15 protein-coding genes are annotated in these 14814 nt (G+C 62.6%); 10 read left to right on the forward strand and 5 right to left on the reverse strand.

What is annotated here, in order from left to right; genetic code table 11:
* The first annotated feature begins 284 nt into the window (after positions 1-284).
* Positions 285-1559, forward strand: a complete 1275-nt coding sequence (locus AB4N80_RS02075; protein WP_305469502.1) for an Hsp70 family protein — start codon at positions 285-287, stop codon at positions 1557-1559.
* A gap of 133 nt (positions 1560-1692) precedes the next feature.
* Here the strand turns inward: AB4N80_RS02075 and AB4N80_RS02080 are convergent, their stop codons facing one another.
* From AB4N80_RS02080 to AB4N80_RS02095, 4 genes are all read right to left on the reverse strand, one after another.
* The gene (locus AB4N80_RS02080; RefSeq protein ID WP_092171427.1) at positions 1693-2706 is read right to left on the reverse strand and encodes an AI-2E family transporter; all 1014 of its coding nucleotides are present in this window, start codon (positions 2704-2706) and stop codon (positions 1693-1695) included.
* A 219-nt stretch (positions 2707-2925) separates the two neighbouring features.
* Positions 2926-3207 (reverse strand): PsiF family protein, encoded by a 282-nt coding sequence (locus AB4N80_RS02085; protein ID WP_122567270.1) that lies wholly within the window; start codon positions 3205-3207, stop codon positions 2926-2928.
* 208 nt (positions 3208-3415) lie between these two features.
* Positions 3416-4306, reverse strand: coding sequence for a lipase family alpha/beta hydrolase (locus AB4N80_RS02090; RefSeq protein ID WP_122567271.1), 891 nt, complete (start codon positions 4304-4306; stop codon positions 3416-3418).
* 119 nt (positions 4307-4425) lie between these two features.
* Positions 4426-5064, reverse strand: coding sequence for an FMN-dependent NADH-azoreductase (locus tag AB4N80_RS02095; protein WP_122567272.1), 639 nt, complete (start codon positions 5062-5064; stop codon positions 4426-4428).
* A 136-nt stretch (positions 5065-5200) separates the two neighbouring features.
* Between AB4N80_RS02095 and AB4N80_RS02100 the strand changes: the two genes are divergently transcribed.
* Together AB4N80_RS02100 and AB4N80_RS02105 are read left to right on the forward strand one after the other, a co-directional pair.
* A complete protein-coding gene (locus tag AB4N80_RS02100; protein ID WP_122567273.1) occupies positions 5201-6142 on the forward strand; it encodes a LysR substrate-binding domain-containing protein in 942 nt (313 codons plus the stop codon).
* A gap of 57 nt (positions 6143-6199) precedes the next feature.
* Entirely contained in the window at positions 6200-6730 is a 531-nt protein-coding gene (locus tag AB4N80_RS02105; RefSeq protein WP_060739387.1) for a ferritin-like domain-containing protein, read from the forward strand.
* A gap of 117 nt (positions 6731-6847) precedes the next feature.
* Here AB4N80_RS02105 and AB4N80_RS02110 read toward each other — a convergent pair whose 3' ends face one another.
* On the reverse strand, positions 6848-8923 hold the full coding sequence (locus AB4N80_RS02110) for an AsmA family protein (protein WP_460080493.1): 2076 nt from the start codon (positions 8921-8923) through the stop codon (positions 6848-6850).
* 376 nt (positions 8924-9299) lie between these two features.
* On the opposite strand from AB4N80_RS02110, the gene AB4N80_RS02115 reads away from it, so the two are divergent.
* From AB4N80_RS02115 to AB4N80_RS02145, 7 genes are all read left to right on the forward strand, one after another.
* The gene (locus AB4N80_RS02115; protein WP_354338488.1) at positions 9300-9833 is read left to right on the forward strand and encodes a hypothetical protein; all 534 of its coding nucleotides are present in this window, start codon (positions 9300-9302) and stop codon (positions 9831-9833) included.
* Positions 9834-9991: 158 nt separating this feature from the next.
* A complete protein-coding gene (locus tag AB4N80_RS02120; protein ID WP_122567276.1) occupies positions 9992-10624 on the forward strand; it encodes a TetR family transcriptional regulator in 633 nt (210 codons plus the stop codon).
* A gap of 274 nt (positions 10625-10898) precedes the next feature.
* Positions 10899-11399: an urease accessory protein UreE gene (ureE, locus tag AB4N80_RS02125; RefSeq protein WP_305469494.1), complete on the forward strand. Its 501-nt coding sequence runs from the start codon at positions 10899-10901 to the stop codon at positions 11397-11399.
* Positions 11396-12085 carry an urease accessory protein UreF gene (locus tag AB4N80_RS02130; RefSeq protein WP_305491617.1) on the forward strand — a complete coding sequence of 230 codons (690 nt, stop codon included), beginning with the start codon at positions 11396-11398 and terminating at the stop codon, positions 12083-12085. Before ureE ends, AB4N80_RS02130 begins: the two co-directional genes overlap by 4 nt.
* Before the next feature lie 9 nt (positions 12086-12094).
* The gene (gene ureG, locus AB4N80_RS02135; protein ID WP_060739393.1) at positions 12095-12709 is read left to right on the forward strand and encodes an urease accessory protein UreG; all 615 of its coding nucleotides are present in this window, start codon (positions 12095-12097) and stop codon (positions 12707-12709) included.
* Between the two features lie 31 nt (positions 12710-12740).
* On the forward strand, positions 12741-13313 hold the full coding sequence (locus tag AB4N80_RS02140; protein ID WP_122567278.1) for a HupE/UreJ family protein: 573 nt from the start codon (positions 12741-12743) through the stop codon (positions 13311-13313).
* A gap of 228 nt (positions 13314-13541) precedes the next feature.
* On the forward strand, positions 13542-14675 hold the full coding sequence (locus AB4N80_RS02145) for an AGE family epimerase/isomerase (RefSeq protein ID WP_122567279.1): 1134 nt from the start codon (positions 13542-13544) through the stop codon (positions 14673-14675).
* Positions 14676-14814: the final 139 nt, after the last annotated feature.

Here is a 14814-nt window from a genome sequence, read left to right on the forward strand (position 1 = left end):
CCATCCGTTATCGATGTCGCACCGCCACGCACAGCATGCCCGGATGACCGGACAGCGGGTTGACCGACCTCAAGATTGGGACCGGGCGGCACGTCAGAAGTTTATCGGCAGCGGGTGGCGGTTCTTGTGTCCGCCCTGTGGCTGCCAGGCTATGCCTGCAAGTTTGGGGGTATAAGAGTGTCTTTCAAGGCCTGCGTTCGAGAATTAGCAGATAACCGGCCTTCGAATCCGCGCCGCACTGACATACACTGCGCGGCCGTTTTTTCAACTGGAACCTGAAAGACATGAAAAACGCATCCCCGGCCCGTGCCTGCGGTATCGACTTTGGCACGTCCAACTCCACCGTCGGCTGGCTGCGCCCCGGCATGGAAACGTTGATCGCGCTGGAGGACGACAAGATCACCCTGCCCTCGGTGGTCTTTTTCAATCTGGAGGAACGCCGCCCGGTGTATGGCCGCCTGGCCTTGCACGAATACCTGGAAGGCTACGAAGGCCGGTTGATGCGCTCGCTCAAGAGCCTGCTGGGCTCCAAGCTGATCAAGCACGACACTAGCGTGTTGGGCACGGCGATGCCGTTCAAGGATCTGCTGGGGCTGTTCATCGGCCAGTTGAAGCAACGTGCCGAAGCCACCGCCGGTCGGGAATTCGAAGAAGTGGTACTGGGGCGCCCGGTGTTTTTCGTCGATGACGATGAAATGGCCGACCAGGAAGCGGAAAACACCCTGGTGGACGTGGCCCGCGCCATCGGCTTCAAGGAGGTTTCGTTCCAGTACGAGCCCATCGCGGCGGCCTTCGATTATGAATCGACCATCGAGAAAGAAGAGCTGGTGCTGATCGTCGACATCGGCGGCGGTACCTCGGACTTCTCCCTGGTGCGCCTGTCCCCCGAGCGTCGCACCCACGACAACCGCCACGCCGACATCCTCGCCACCGGTGGCGTGCACATCGGCGGAACCGATTTCGACAAGCAACTCTCCCTGGCCGGCCTGATGCCACTGTTCGGTTACGGCAGCCGCATGAAAAGCGGTGCCTACATGCCCACCAGCCACCACATGAACCTGGCGACCTGGCACACCATCAACGCGGTGTACTCGCAAAAGTCCACCCTGGCCTTGGGCAGCATGCGCTACGACATCGAAGACACCGGCGGCATCGATCGGCTGTTCAAGCTGATCGAACAGCGCGCCGGGCATTGGCTGGCGATGGAAGTGGAAGAAACCAAGATCGCGCTGACCCACACCGACCAGCGTCATTTGCTCCTGGACCGGATCGAGCCCGGCCTGAGCGTGGATCTGAGCCGGGCCCTGTTCGAAACGGCCATCGACGGCTTGCTGGAGCGGGTGCGCGGCAGCGTCACGCAGTTGCTCAACGATGCCAACGTGCGGGTCGATCAGGTCGACACGGTGTTCTTCACCGGCGGTTCCAGCGGCATTCCGGCATTGCGCAACAGCGTCTCGGCGATGCTGCCCCAGGCGCGGCATGTGGAAGGCAATATCTTCGGCAGTATTGGCAGTGGGTTGGCGATTGAGGCGATGAAGCGCTATGGGAGCCAGGTCTGATCCAGGACCGAGGCGCGTGAATCGCGAGCAGGCTCGCTCCCACAGTTAACCGAGTTCCTTCAGAAGGAATGCGCTCAACTGTGGGAGCAAGCTTGCTCACGATGGCGCCAGATCAGTCACCATCACTATCGGATCAGACCATCCCCACCTGCTTCAACTCACTCTTGAGATACGCATAATAAATCGGCCCCGCCACCACCCCCGGCAGGCCGAACGCGGCTTCGAACACCAGCATTGCCATGAGCAGTTCCCAGGACTTGGCGCTGATCTGCCCACCGACGATGCGGGCATTGAGAAAGTACTCGAGCTTGTGGATCACGATCAGGTAACCCAGCGCCGCCACCGCCACCCAGATCGACAACGACAGGGCAACGATGGTGATCAGCGTGTTGGACATCAGGTTGCCGATGACCGGCAGCAGCCCCAGCAGGAAGGTCATCACGATCAGGGTCTTGGTCAACGGGAGATGAATACCGAACAGCGGCAGCACCACCGCGAGGAAAATCCCGGTGAAGAAGGTGTTGAGCAGGGAAATCTTGATTTGAGCGAAGACGATGTTGCGAAACGCCTTGACCAGCAGGTTCAGGCGATCGAACAGCGCGGCGGCCAGGGGCTTGCGCTTGGTCAGGTCGGGAATGCGCTGCAGGGCAACGATGGCCCCCAGCACCATGCCGATCAGCAGCGTCACGAACATGTGGGCCGCGTCCTTGCCCACCAGTTGCAGGTCGCTCAGGTGCTTGCTCACCCAGTCACCGATCGCCACCCGGAACTCGGCGGCGCTGGCCGGCAGGTAGGCGTCGATGAACGGCGGCAATTGCCCACGGGCGCGATCGACCACCGCCATGAACTTGTCCAGGGAGGCCCCGGGGTTTTCCGCCTCATGGAGCAGGAAACTGAAGGCGCCGGCGAAGATCAGCGTTAGCACACTGACCACCAGCGTGCCCAGTAACGCCACCGCCAGCCAGCGGGCGCGGCGACCTTCGATCAGGCGCTGCAACTGCGGGGTGAGCATGTTGACCAGCTCGAACACCAACAGCCCGGCCAGCAGGCTCGGCAACAGGCGCAGCGGGAGCACCAGCAACAACCCACCAAAAATGATCACCCAACTGATCACCAACAACACATGACGCTGAGAAAACGTTGGCATACAGCCTCAGGACAAAACGGCGTGAAAGGATCGGCAGTCTGCCAGCGATCCGCTGGCAGCACTAGGGATTGTGTCGGCCGACCTTGGTCGCAGTTCAGGGGTTTTTTGTAACTTTTGCGCCGGCCCCATCGCGGGCAAGCTCGCTCCCACCCTGGACCGGGCAATACAGATCCACTGTGGGAGCGAGCTTGCTCGCGATAGGGCCCATGGATTCAACACTTATTTCTTCTTCAGGCACTCACTCATGAACGCCTTGCGGGCATCACCCTTCAGCGCCTGCTCGGTGGCCGTGGCGTTGCAGCTCTTCATGCGTTCCTGCGGGGTGCTCGGTGCAGCCTTGAGGCAAGTGCTCATGAACGCCTTGCGCTCGTCGCCCTTGAGCGCCTTGGCGGTGGCGTCGGCGTTGCAGGTGGTCATCTTGGTCTGCTGTGCCGTCGCGGCGAAGCCCTGGGAACACAGCAGCAAACCGATCATCAACAAAGGCACACGAAGCATCTTCATGGTGTTTCTCCTCGCTGCCGCACGAGGGTGCGGCGATGAGGTGCAGTGTAGACAAAGCCTGTTACACCTTCATCTGTGTTCAGTGGTAAACCGGCGGCGCCCTGGCTGACGCCATCGCGAGCAAGCTCGCTCCCACAATGGACCGAGCACTGCAAATCCACTGTGGGAGCGAGCTTGCTCGCGATGAACGATAACGCGGTCCAACCGGTTACACCCCCGCCGCCTTCAACCGCTCGGCATGCTCGACAAACAACCGGATCGGCTCGGCCCCCTTGCCCACCAGCCCTAGCGACTGATTGACGATGTCGAAGTGATCCAGCGGATAGTCATCGCCGATAACCATGCCCAGGTGTGAGCTGTAGCGCCCGACCAAACCGTCGCACTGCCCCGCTTCCCTGACAAAGGTGCGGGCAAATAGACGGCAAGTGCGGTTGGTGCCGTCGAACAGGTTGCGCCCTTTATCGGTCTTGCCCGGCTGCAAGGTGCCGGACCAGGAGTAATAGCGCACGCCATTGACCTCTTCCGGCCCCCGCCCGCCCCAGGTGACCGGCAGGCCCTGTGGATAACGTTGATTGAACAGCGTCACTCCGGCGGTGGTCAGGGAGGCATGGGAAGCATTGAGGTTGACCGGCAGCTTTGGCCCGCGATAGCCGATGTCCAGCAGGCTCATCAGGGCGTTGATCAAGCGCAGCGCGACACTGAGCACACGTCCCTTGGCGCTGTCGGCCGGGTAGTGGGCCTGGAGGTAATCGGCCAGTTCGGAGCCATGGTTGGGGCCGGCCACCGACGTGACCGACGCCACCAGGTCCGGGCGTTTGGCGGCCGCATAGCGGGCGGTGAGGCTGCCCTGGCTGTGGCCAATCAGGTTGACCTTCTGCGCACCGGTTTGCCGCAGTATGTCGTCGATCAGTGCCAGCAATTGCTCGCCGCGCACCTCGGACGAATGCAACGGCGAAACCTTCACCGCCACCACCACGGCCCCACCGCGACGCAACGCCGAGACGATCCCATACCAGTACGGATACAGCACCAGGCGTATGAACCCGAACATGCCCGGGACCAGCACCAGCGGGTAACGAGTGGCGCAGCGTTGCGACATGGCGACATCCTTGTGATCAAGAGGTGATCAGCATCGGTACCGATGATGACCAGTCTATGACACCCGTACGAATCCGTGGCGAGGGAGCTTGCTCCCGCTGGGCTGCGCCGCAGCCCTTCTCAGAAAGACCGTGCCAGTGCCAGCAAGCGCTCCTCGGCCTCGGCACAGGACAACGCAAAGCTGCGCTCGGCCGACTCTTCGCCTTCGGCCGCCACCACCGTCACATCAGTGATGCCGATGAACCCCAATACAGTGCGCAACAGCGTGTCGGCGTGGTTCATGCTCTCCAGCGGTCCGCCCGGCCCGAAACCGAAATCGCCACGGCTGGTCACGATCAGCGCCTTCTTGCCCAGCACCAGCGGCTCGTAGTGCGACACGCCGTTGTCCAGGCTGTGGTTGAACGTCAGTCCGATGCGCACGATCTGGTCGATCCAGGCCTTCACACCGCTGGGCACGCTGAAATTGTGCATGGGCGCGGAGATCACCAGTCGATCATGGGCTTGCAGCTCCGCGACCAAGGCATCGCTCAGGGCCAGGTCCGCTTGCATGATCAACGGTCGAGCCTGAGGCTCGGGGTAGAACGCCGCGGCGATAAAGGCTTCGTTGACCGGCGCAATGACCGTGCGTCCGACTTCGCGACGGGTCACTTGGGGTTGCGGGTGGGCGACCTGCCACGCCGAGACAAAGGCCTCGGCCAGGCGCCGGGAATGGGAACGCTCGCCACGGGGACTGCCATGCACCACAAGAATCTTGCTCATCTGAATCTCCTTTTATGCGGCTACAATCGACATTGCTTGTGCCTTGCAGCTTGAAGTTCAGAGCTGCTTACAGACAAATGAGCGTTAGTTAATCTGGATGAGTTAATTTCATCCATTGCGTTCCAGGAGAATTAAAATGTTCGCCAACCTGCCGCTCAACGCTCTGCGCGCCTTCGAATCCGCCGCGCGGCTGCTCAGTTTCAAGGCGGCCGCGGCGGAGTTATCGGTGACGCCGACGGCGGTCTCCCACCAGATTCGATCCTTGGAGAGCTGGCTGGGGCTGATGCTGTTCGAACGCCTGCCACGCCAGGTGCGCCTCACCGAAGGCGGGCAACGCTTGTTCCACAGCCTGCACGGAGCCTTGCTGGAAGTGGCGCAAAGCGTCGACACCCTGCGCCCGCAACGCAGTACCACCCACCTGACCCTGTCCACCACCGCCGCGTTTGCCGCCCTGTGGCTGGTGCCTCGCCTGGGGCGCTTTTATGCACGTCACCCGAACATCAACGTGCGCCTGGACACCCATTGCGAGGTGATCGACCTGCATCAGGACGCCAGCGTCGACCTGGTGGTGCGCTACAGCCTGGACGCCTACCCGAACCTGTACGGCATGTGCCTGTTCGATGAAAGTTTCGGGGTCTACGGTTCGCCTGAGCAGGTGGCCCTGGCGACCCGGCAGCCACCGACGCTGATCAGCGTGCGCTGGCACAACTCCAAGCTGTACGCCCACGGTTGGGACGCCTGGTGTGCCCAGGCCGGGGAAACCTGGCTCACCCGGCAGCCGTGCATGCGCGAGTACGACGAGGAGCATTACGCCTTGCAAGCGGCGATTGCCGGGCAGGGCCTGGTGTTGGCGAGCAATATCCTGGCATCGGAAAGCATCGCCAGCGGCTTGTTGGTGGGCTATCGCCCGGACGTCCAGGTGAGCGGCGCCGGCTACAGCGCCCTGTGCGTCCCGGGCCGCGAACGCCATCCACCGGTACGGGCCTTCTTCCAGTGGCTGGGGGAGGAAGCGCGGCTGTCCGGTTATGCGCTGAAAAATTCGGTAAAACTTTTTCAGGACCGCGTCACTCAGATTTAAAGTGATCGCGCCAGCAGAGCGTGACGCCTCAACCGGATCAGCCTCCAGGAGAACGAGATGAGCGACATGCACTTATCCGATGTAACCACCCTGCGCGAACGGGCACGGCAGAACGTGCAGAACGGCGCAGTGACCGAAGGCTACGGCGCCGATCGGCAGGAAGTCATCCGCCTGCTCAACGAAGCGCTGGCCACCGAGCTGGTCTGCGTGCTGCGCTACAAGCGTCACTACTTCATGGCCTCCGGCCTCAAGGCCAGCGTGGCGGCCAGTGAGTTTCTCGAGCACGCGAACCAGGAAGCCGAACACGCCGACAAACTCGCCGAGCGCATCGTGCAGTTGGGCGGTGAGCCGGAGTTCAACCCCGACCTGTTGACCCGCAATTCCCACGCCCAGTACGTCGCAGGCAACACCCTCAAGGAAATGGTGTACGAGGACCTGGTGGCCGAACGGATCGCCATCGACAGCTACCGGGAAATCATCCAGTACATCGGCGAAAAAGACCCGACCACCCGGCGCATCTTCGAAGACATCCTGGCCCAGGAAGAAGAGCATGCCGATGATATGGCCGATATCCTGGCCGATCTGTAAGAGCCTTTAGGTCCCCATCGCGAGCAAGCTCGCTCCCACAAGGGGCCGAGCGCTGCAAATCCCCTGTGGGAGCGAGCTTGCTCGCGATGAGGCCAGTCGCCTCACCGCACAATCCGGCTACCGGGTAGGCTTGACCGTCACCGGCGCCTTGCCCGCCTTCATCTGCTCCAGCAGCGGCGCACACTGGTTCGGCTCACCGCCGCTGGGCGCCACCAGCGCCAGCAACCCGGCCGCCGGCGCGGCGATCACGCCCAACGCCACCATCCCGGCACCGCGCAACATCAGGGGCACGGCCTTGACCCCCGCGGCGGGCTTGGCGAACGGGCCGCGCACGTACAACGGCGAGCGCAGGGAAATCAGGCGCCAGCCTTTGGACTCGGGGGTGACGGTCAGGTCCAACTGTTCGGTCGCCATGTTCGCCGTGCCGTCGATGTAGATGATCGCGTTCTCGGTGTCGAACACGAACAGACGCGTGGTCGCCAGGCCCGTCTTGATGTCGAAATCCGCCGCCGCGCAGTTGATCTTCACTTCCTTGTCGCCAAAGATTTTCCCCACCACGTAGTTGCCGACGTTCAGTCCCGCCAGCTCCATCAATTCCCGACTGATGGCACCATCGTTGATGAGCATTTTCAGGGTGCCGTTGGAGGTGCCCAGCAACGCCGCCACCGAATTGCCGCGTCCGGTGATGTCAGCATCGCCGTTGAGCTCGCCGAAGCTGGTTTTCATCGGCACGAAACCCGGGAACAGTTGCTTGAGCTTGAACCCTCGCGCCGTCAGCTTCGCCTGGCCTTCAAGGGGTCGGGTGCGCCCGTTAAGGCGGATCTGCGCATCGAGCCGGCCACCGGCCACGCCGAAGCGCAGGGGCTCAAGGCTCAACTGCCCATCGTTGAGCACCAGGTGAGTGTACAGATCGGTGAAAGGCAGTTGCTCGCTGTGGACGATGCGCTTGCCGGTGAACTCCACATCGGCGTCCATCACACTCCAGCGCTCGGTGCGAAACTCTTCCACGGGCAAGACCTTGCCGGTCGGCTGTTTGCTCGCGCCGCCCCGGGCCTTTTGCTCGGCATTGGAGTCCGCACCGATCAGCGGCGCCAGGTCGCTGAACAGCAGTTGATTGGAAACCAGCGCACCACTGAGTTTCGGCCGCGGCTGGCTGGCGACATAGGCCAGGTCGCCATGGATATCGCTATCGCCGATCTTGCCGTTGAATGCCTCATAGCGAAACAGTGCCCCACCCGGCTCATGCAGCTTGGCAATCAAGCGTCCGTCGGTGGCGTAAGGGGGTGAATCCGGCAGGGTCACGCCGGTGAGCGGGTAGAGATTGGCGAGGCTGTTGCCGGCCAGTTTCAGGCGCAAGTCCAGGGCCCCGAGGTTCAGCGGGTCGGTGAGGGTGCCGGCCAGTTCGACGCGGGTGTCGCCGATCTTCGCCTGGGCCTGGAGCGGAAAGGGTCGGGACGCATCCTGCAAGGCCAGCAAGCCACCGACCTTGCCGGAGCCGGTCAGGTTTTGCCCGTGATACTGCCCGTTGACCTTGAAGGCGAACGCGTAGTCCTGCGGCGTCGCGCCTTGGTCCTGGGCTTTTTTCGCGGCCTTGTCGCCGACGATATCGCTGAACGGAATGGGTTTGCCCAACGGATCGATCAACAGGTCGAGTCGGGTCTTGAGCGTCTGGTCGTCCAGGGTGACGTGCCCCTTGTCGAAGCCGATGGCGCCGATGTCCACCACCCAACTGGACGGCTCGGCGTCCGGGTCTTTTGGATCGAATTGGAAGGTCCAGTTGGCGCGACCGTCCGCCAGGCGTTGCAGGTTGGCGTTGGGCTCCGTCAGGTCGATACGTGGAATCGCCACTCGCCGGGCCAGCAAGGCCAACGGCGAAATGCGCAGTTCGACACGCTTGAGCGTGGCCATTTGCGGGGTTTTCGACCAGTCCGGGTTACCCAGGCTCAAGTCTTCGGCCACCACATGGGGCCACGGCAACCAGGCACGCCAGCCACCTTCTGCCGGCTCGCGCTGCCAGACCACCGCCAGGTTGCCGTTGATGGCGAAGGGGCGATGCAATTCCTCGGAAACCTTGGCATTGAGCGCAGGCTTGATGCGGTTCCAGTCGAAGAGGGCAATGACCAGGACCAGCACCGCCAGCAGGACAACAAGGCTGGCAAAGCTCCAGGCGAGGATTTTCGAGGTGCGCGTCATGCACAAGGCTCCTGATGACAAATCAGCGTCCGCAACCGCGACGCCCTGAAAACACGAACCTGCAGTCGGTTCGCCATGAAGGGTTGGACTGGTAAAACCGCCAACAGGTGCCGATGAGCGGCACAAAAAAACGCCAGGTTCCTGACCGATCAGCCAACAAACTGTTACCGCGCCCGCACATTTACGAGGCAGCGATGGGTACAAAATACCCACCACGGTGCAAAAGCGCACCCCTGAAACCCCCGTTCTAGAGCCTTCGCTGCGAACAATCAATTCCGTTGATTATTACCATTGCGTTTATGAACTTTTATATCGACTTATCGAGAGTAGCATTGCCCTCGTACCCACTTTATCGCCCTCCCAAGGAGCAACGATCATGAAACGCCAATTACTGATGAGCCTGTCCCTTTCACTGCTGGCCTCTACTGCCTTCGCACTGCCAGCGTCCGAACAAGCCACGCCACAGGTCAAGGACAACCACTCTGTCTACAGCCAGACTGTTGCCGAAGGTGGTCGCGATCGCCTGGAACAAAAAGGCCTGGTCGAGGACGGTTATGACCGCACCAAACAAAGCGATACCGTTGCAGCTGATGGTTCCGACCGCACTCCAGGCCAGACCTTGGCAGCTGACGGTTCCGACCGCACTCCAGGCCAGACCTTGGCAGCCGACGGTTCCGACCGCACTCCAGGCCAGACCTTGGCAGCCGACGGTTCCGACCGCACTCCAGGCCAGACCTTGGCAGCCGACGGTTCCGACCGCACTCCAGGCCAGACCTTGGCAGCTGACGGCTCCGACCGCACTCCAGGCCAGACCCTCGCCGAAGACGGTTCTTCCCGCACCAAAATGGGCGACACCGTGGCCGAAGGCGGTGGTGACCGTGTGATCGAACGCAACAGCACAGTGAGCTGAGCCCATGCTGGCCCAGAAAAAAGCCCGATTCCCCCAATCGGGCTTTTGACTTTCCAAGCCCCCTCGTTTCCCCCGCCCGATCCCTCTCTACCGTTCGACGTCGGCAAAGCCGATTTGCTAGAGTGCATCGCTCCCGTGAATCAGAAGTCAGCCTTGTGATGCTGCCCCGCGCCGAACAGAAACAACAGACTCGAATTGCCCTGATGGACGCAGCCCGTCATTTGATGGAATGCGGCCGGGGATTCGGCAGCCTGAGCCTGCGGGAAGTCGCCAGGACGGCGGGCATCGTGCCCACCGGGTTCTACCGGCACTTCGAGGACATGGACCAACTGGGCCTGGCATTGGTCAGCGAAGTCGGCCAGACCTTCCGCGAAACCATCCGCCTGGTCCGCCACAACGAGTTCGTCATGGGCGGCATTATCGATGCGTCGGTGCGGATCTTTCTCGATGTGGTGCAGGTCAACCGATCCCAATTCCTGTTCCTGGCCCGCGAGCAATATGGTGGCTCGCTGCCGGTGCGCCAGGCCATCGCCCAATTGCGCGAAGATATCAGCTCGGACCTGGCCGCCGACCTGGCCTTGATGCCCAAGCTGCAGCACCTGGACCTGGCCGCCCTGGGCGTGATGGCCGACCTCATCGTCAAAAGCGTGTTTGCCACCCTGCCGGACATCATCGACCCACCCGCCCAAGCCCTCCCCGAGCACCTAACGCCCCAGGCGAAGATTACCCAGCAACTGCGGTTCATCTTTATTGGCCTCAAGCATTGGCAAGGGCTGGGCAGTACCGAATAAACCCCGAATGTACTCACTGTGGGAGCGAGCTTGCTCGCGATAGCGGTCTGTCAGTGGCATTGATAGTGGCTGATCCGCCGCTATCGCGAGCAAGCTCGCTCCCACAGTTCTTTTTTGTTCCTGTCGCAAAATGGTGCGCCATATCTCGACACGCACCGATATGGCACGCATTCCGCCCCATCCTGAAACGCCATACCCGCTATTTCCTACACCTCCTTCGATTGGCAAGCCCCTTGCTCTAAACACAGCACCGTTCATTGCTGGAAGCACTCCGATGCTGGTGATTCACCGCAGAATCGACACTCAACCGCGCTGGGACGCCGAGCTGCACCTGACCTTTGACGCCCGCAGCAAAAGCCGTCTGCGCTGTTTCAGTGCCGAAGGTGAAGACGTGGGGTTATTCCTGGAGCGAGGCCAGCCGCCGCTGTACGACGGCGAATGCCTGCAGGCCGAAGACGGGCGCATCGTGCGCGTCTGCGCCCGTGCCGAACAATTGCTGCACGTCACCTGCGCCAACGCCTTCGAACTGACCCGCGCCGCCTACCATCTGGGCAATCGCCACGTGGCCCTGCAAGTCGGCGATGGCTGGCTGCGCCTGCTGGACGATTACGTGCTCAAGGCGATGCTCGAGCAACTGGGCGCCAGCGTCGAATCCATCGAGGCCTCGTTCCAGCCGGAACACGGCGCCTATGGCGGCGGCCATCATCACTCCCGGCATGGCGACGAAGACTTCAACTACGCGCCGCGCCTGCATCAGTTTGGCGTGCGCACATGAATCCGGCCTGGGCGCTGCTGCGCCTAGCCAGCCCGCAGTTGCCGATTGGCGGCTACAGCTATTCCCAGGGGCTGGAGATGGCGGTGGACAATGGCCAAGTGAAAAACCCCGATGACGCACGGCGCTGGATCAGCGATCAATTGCTGCTGAACCTGGCACGCTTCGAAGCGCCCTTGCTGCTGGCACACTGCACCGCAGCCGCCGCTGACGATTGGGACGCGCTGCTGCAACGTTGCCAAGAGCACCGCGCCAGCCGGGAAACCCGTGAGCTGTATCAGGAGAGCCGGCAGATGGGCTACTCGTTGCAGCAATTGCTCGTCGGTCTGCCGGAGCTTGACCGTGCCGCGCGCGGCTTTCTTGAACAGCTCAGTCTTGAACAGCGCAGCGAGCCGCATCTGGCACTGGGCTGGGCCCTGGCCGCCCGCGCCTGGCAGATCGCCCCCCAGGACGCCCTCGCCGCCTGGCTGTGGAGTTGGCTGGAAAACCAACTGGCGGTGCTGATGAAAACCCTGCCCCTGGGCCAGCAAGCAGCCCAGCGCCTGACCAGCGAACTGTTGCCACTGTTGCAGCAGGCTCAGCACAACGCCTCGAACATCGACCCCGATCATTACGGCAGCGCCGCGTTTGGCCTGTCCCTGGCGTGCATGGCCCATGAGCGCCAGTACAGCCGCCTGTTCCGTTCCTAGGAGACACACATGAATACACAACCTCTGCGCGTCGGTATCGGCGGTCCGGTGGGTTCCGGCAAGACCGCCCTGACCCTGGCCCTGTGCCTGGCTCTACGTGAACGCTACAACCTGGCGGTAGTCACCAACGACATCTACACCCGCGAAGACGCCGATTTCCTGGTGCGCAACGAAGCCCTGGCGCCCGAGCGGATCATCGGCGTGGAGACCGGCGGCTGCCCGCACACGGCGATTCGCGAAGATGCCTCGATCAACCTTGAGGCGGTGGACCAGTTGAACCGGCGCTTCCCGGGCCTGGATCTGATCCTGGTGGAATCGGGCGGCGACAACCTGTCGGCGACCTTCAGCCCGGAGCTGTCGGACCTGACGATCTATGTGATCGACGTCTCGGCCGGCGACAAGCTGCCGCGCAAGGGCGGGCCGGGTATTTGCAAATCCGACCTGCTGGTCATCAACAAAATCGACTTGGCCCCCCTGGTGGGCGCGTCCCTGGAGATGATGGACAGCGACACCCGGCGGATGCGCAACGGCAAGCCTTTCGTGTTCAGCAACCAGAAGACCGGCCAGGGGCTGGACGACATCATCGCCTTCATCGAGCGCCAGGGCCTGCTGAGCGCCGCCTGATTTTTCCGACTGACAACAAGGAAGCTTATCCATGACGTTCAAACGCATCCTCGGCGCCCTCGCCCTGCTGCTGACCCCGGCCCTGGCCTTCGCCCACCCCGGCCATGGCGACAATGGCCTGATCGCCGGCCTCGGCCACCCCATCGGCGGGCTCGACCATTTGCTGGCGATGCTGGCGGTCGGCCTGTGGGCCGCGCAACAACAAGGCGCCGCGCGTTGGGCACTGCCATGCACCTTCGTCGGTACGATGCTGCTCGGCGGCCTGCTGGGCTTTGAAGGCCTGGAGCTGCCGGCGCTGGAAAGCGGGATCGCTGCCTCGGTGCTCGCCCTGGGCCTGGCGGTGGCACTGGCGGTGCGTCCGCCGTTGAGCCTGGCGGCCGGTGCAACCGCGCTGTTCGCGCTGTTCCATGGCGTGGCCCATGGCTTGGAACTGCCAGACATGTCGAGCCCGTGGGCCTATGCGGCAGGTTTCGTCGCGGCCACGGCGGCGCTGCATGGCGCAGGTTTTGCGCTGGTGCGGGTATTGCCGCGGGCGGCGGCGCCATTGGTCAGGTTGGTTGGGGCTGCTTCGGCGGGAGCTGGGGTGTGGTTGTTGGCGAGTTGATTCTCTAGCGCCTGCCTGGCCGCTATCGCGAGCAAGCTCGCTCCCACAGTTTGATCGGGGTACACCGGCCCCGTGGGAGCCAGCCTGCTTCACACCTTGATCGAGGTACACCGGCCCCTGTGGGAGCGAGCTTGCTCGCGATGACGGACTTGCAGGCGCCATCTCTCTGGAGTCGGTCACTCTGCTACCATGTCGCGCAATCGCCCCCAGCCGTGACGACGTCCGCCCATGCCTGATGCTTCCCGCCCCGCTCCCCAGCCTGAATTGACCGCCCTGTTCGCAACAGTGCGTCAGCATTTTCACGACGTGATCGTGCCAATGTGGCAAGGCCCGGGCTGGAATGCCGAACTGGCGCTGCCCTATGAATCACTGGATGCCGGACATGCACCACTGCCGCCCCAGCGCTACCGCGCCATGGCCTGTGCGCGGCAGTTGTATGTGTTCGCCAGCCTGATTGGCGAAGTGCCCCAGGCCGAGGATCGGGCCAGTGCCCTGTTCCGCTCGCTACAGCGTCATTTCCACGATGCCGAACACGGCGGCTGGTTCTACAGCATCGACCCCCAGGGCGCGCCGCTGGACACCGGCAAAGATCTCTACACCCACGCCTTTATCCTGTTCGCCTGCGCCCATTACTGGGGCAAGGTCCGCGAACCGCTGGTGGAGTCGGTGCTCAACGCCAGCCTGGAGGTCATCGCCCAGCGCTTTGCCAACACCGACGGTCTCTACGAAGCCAGCCTCAAGCGCGATTGGTCGACGACCGGCTCCGGCCCGTTGCAGAACCCCTTGATGCACCTGGCCGAAGCCTTCCTCGCCACCCTCTCGGTCCGCGACGACGCCAACGTCCGCCAGGCATTGTTGAGCCTGTGCGACGGCATGGCCAAGCATTTCATCGAACCGCAGCAACGGGTCATGATGGAAAAACCGCTCAAGGCTGTGGATAACTGGTTCGAGCCGGGTCACCAGTTCGAATGGTATTACTTGCTGGCCTCATCGCCCCTGTTGCGCAACGGCAAGTTGCACACCGCCCTGGAGCGCAGCTTCAGCCATACCGAACAACGCGGCGTCGATCCGAACTCCGGCGCCGTTTGCGCCATGCTGGCCCTGGAACCACAGGCCGGCCCACGGGATGTCACCCAACGCATCTGGGCTCAAGCGGAGTACTTGCGGGCACTCACATTGCGCCCGGGTCACCAGGGCGTGTTGCTGCGTCAATTGCAGGCGCTGCAGCAGCATTTCCTGCATGCCAAGGGCTGGAACGAATGCCTGGACGCCGACGGCAGGGTCAGCCGCCGGGACATGCCGTCCACCACGCCGTATCACCTGCTGACCTGCTATCGCGGGCTGGCCGATTATCTAGGCTGATTGGCAAACCGCTATCGCGGGCAAGCCTTGCTCCCACAGGGATTTGAGCAGCCCTGCTCCCCCAGGGATAGATCAAACCTGTGGGAACAGCCCTACTTCCCAGAAATGAATCAAAACCTGTGGGAGCAAGGCTTACCCG

Source organism: Pseudomonas sp. H3_A02, from assembly GCF_054671965.1.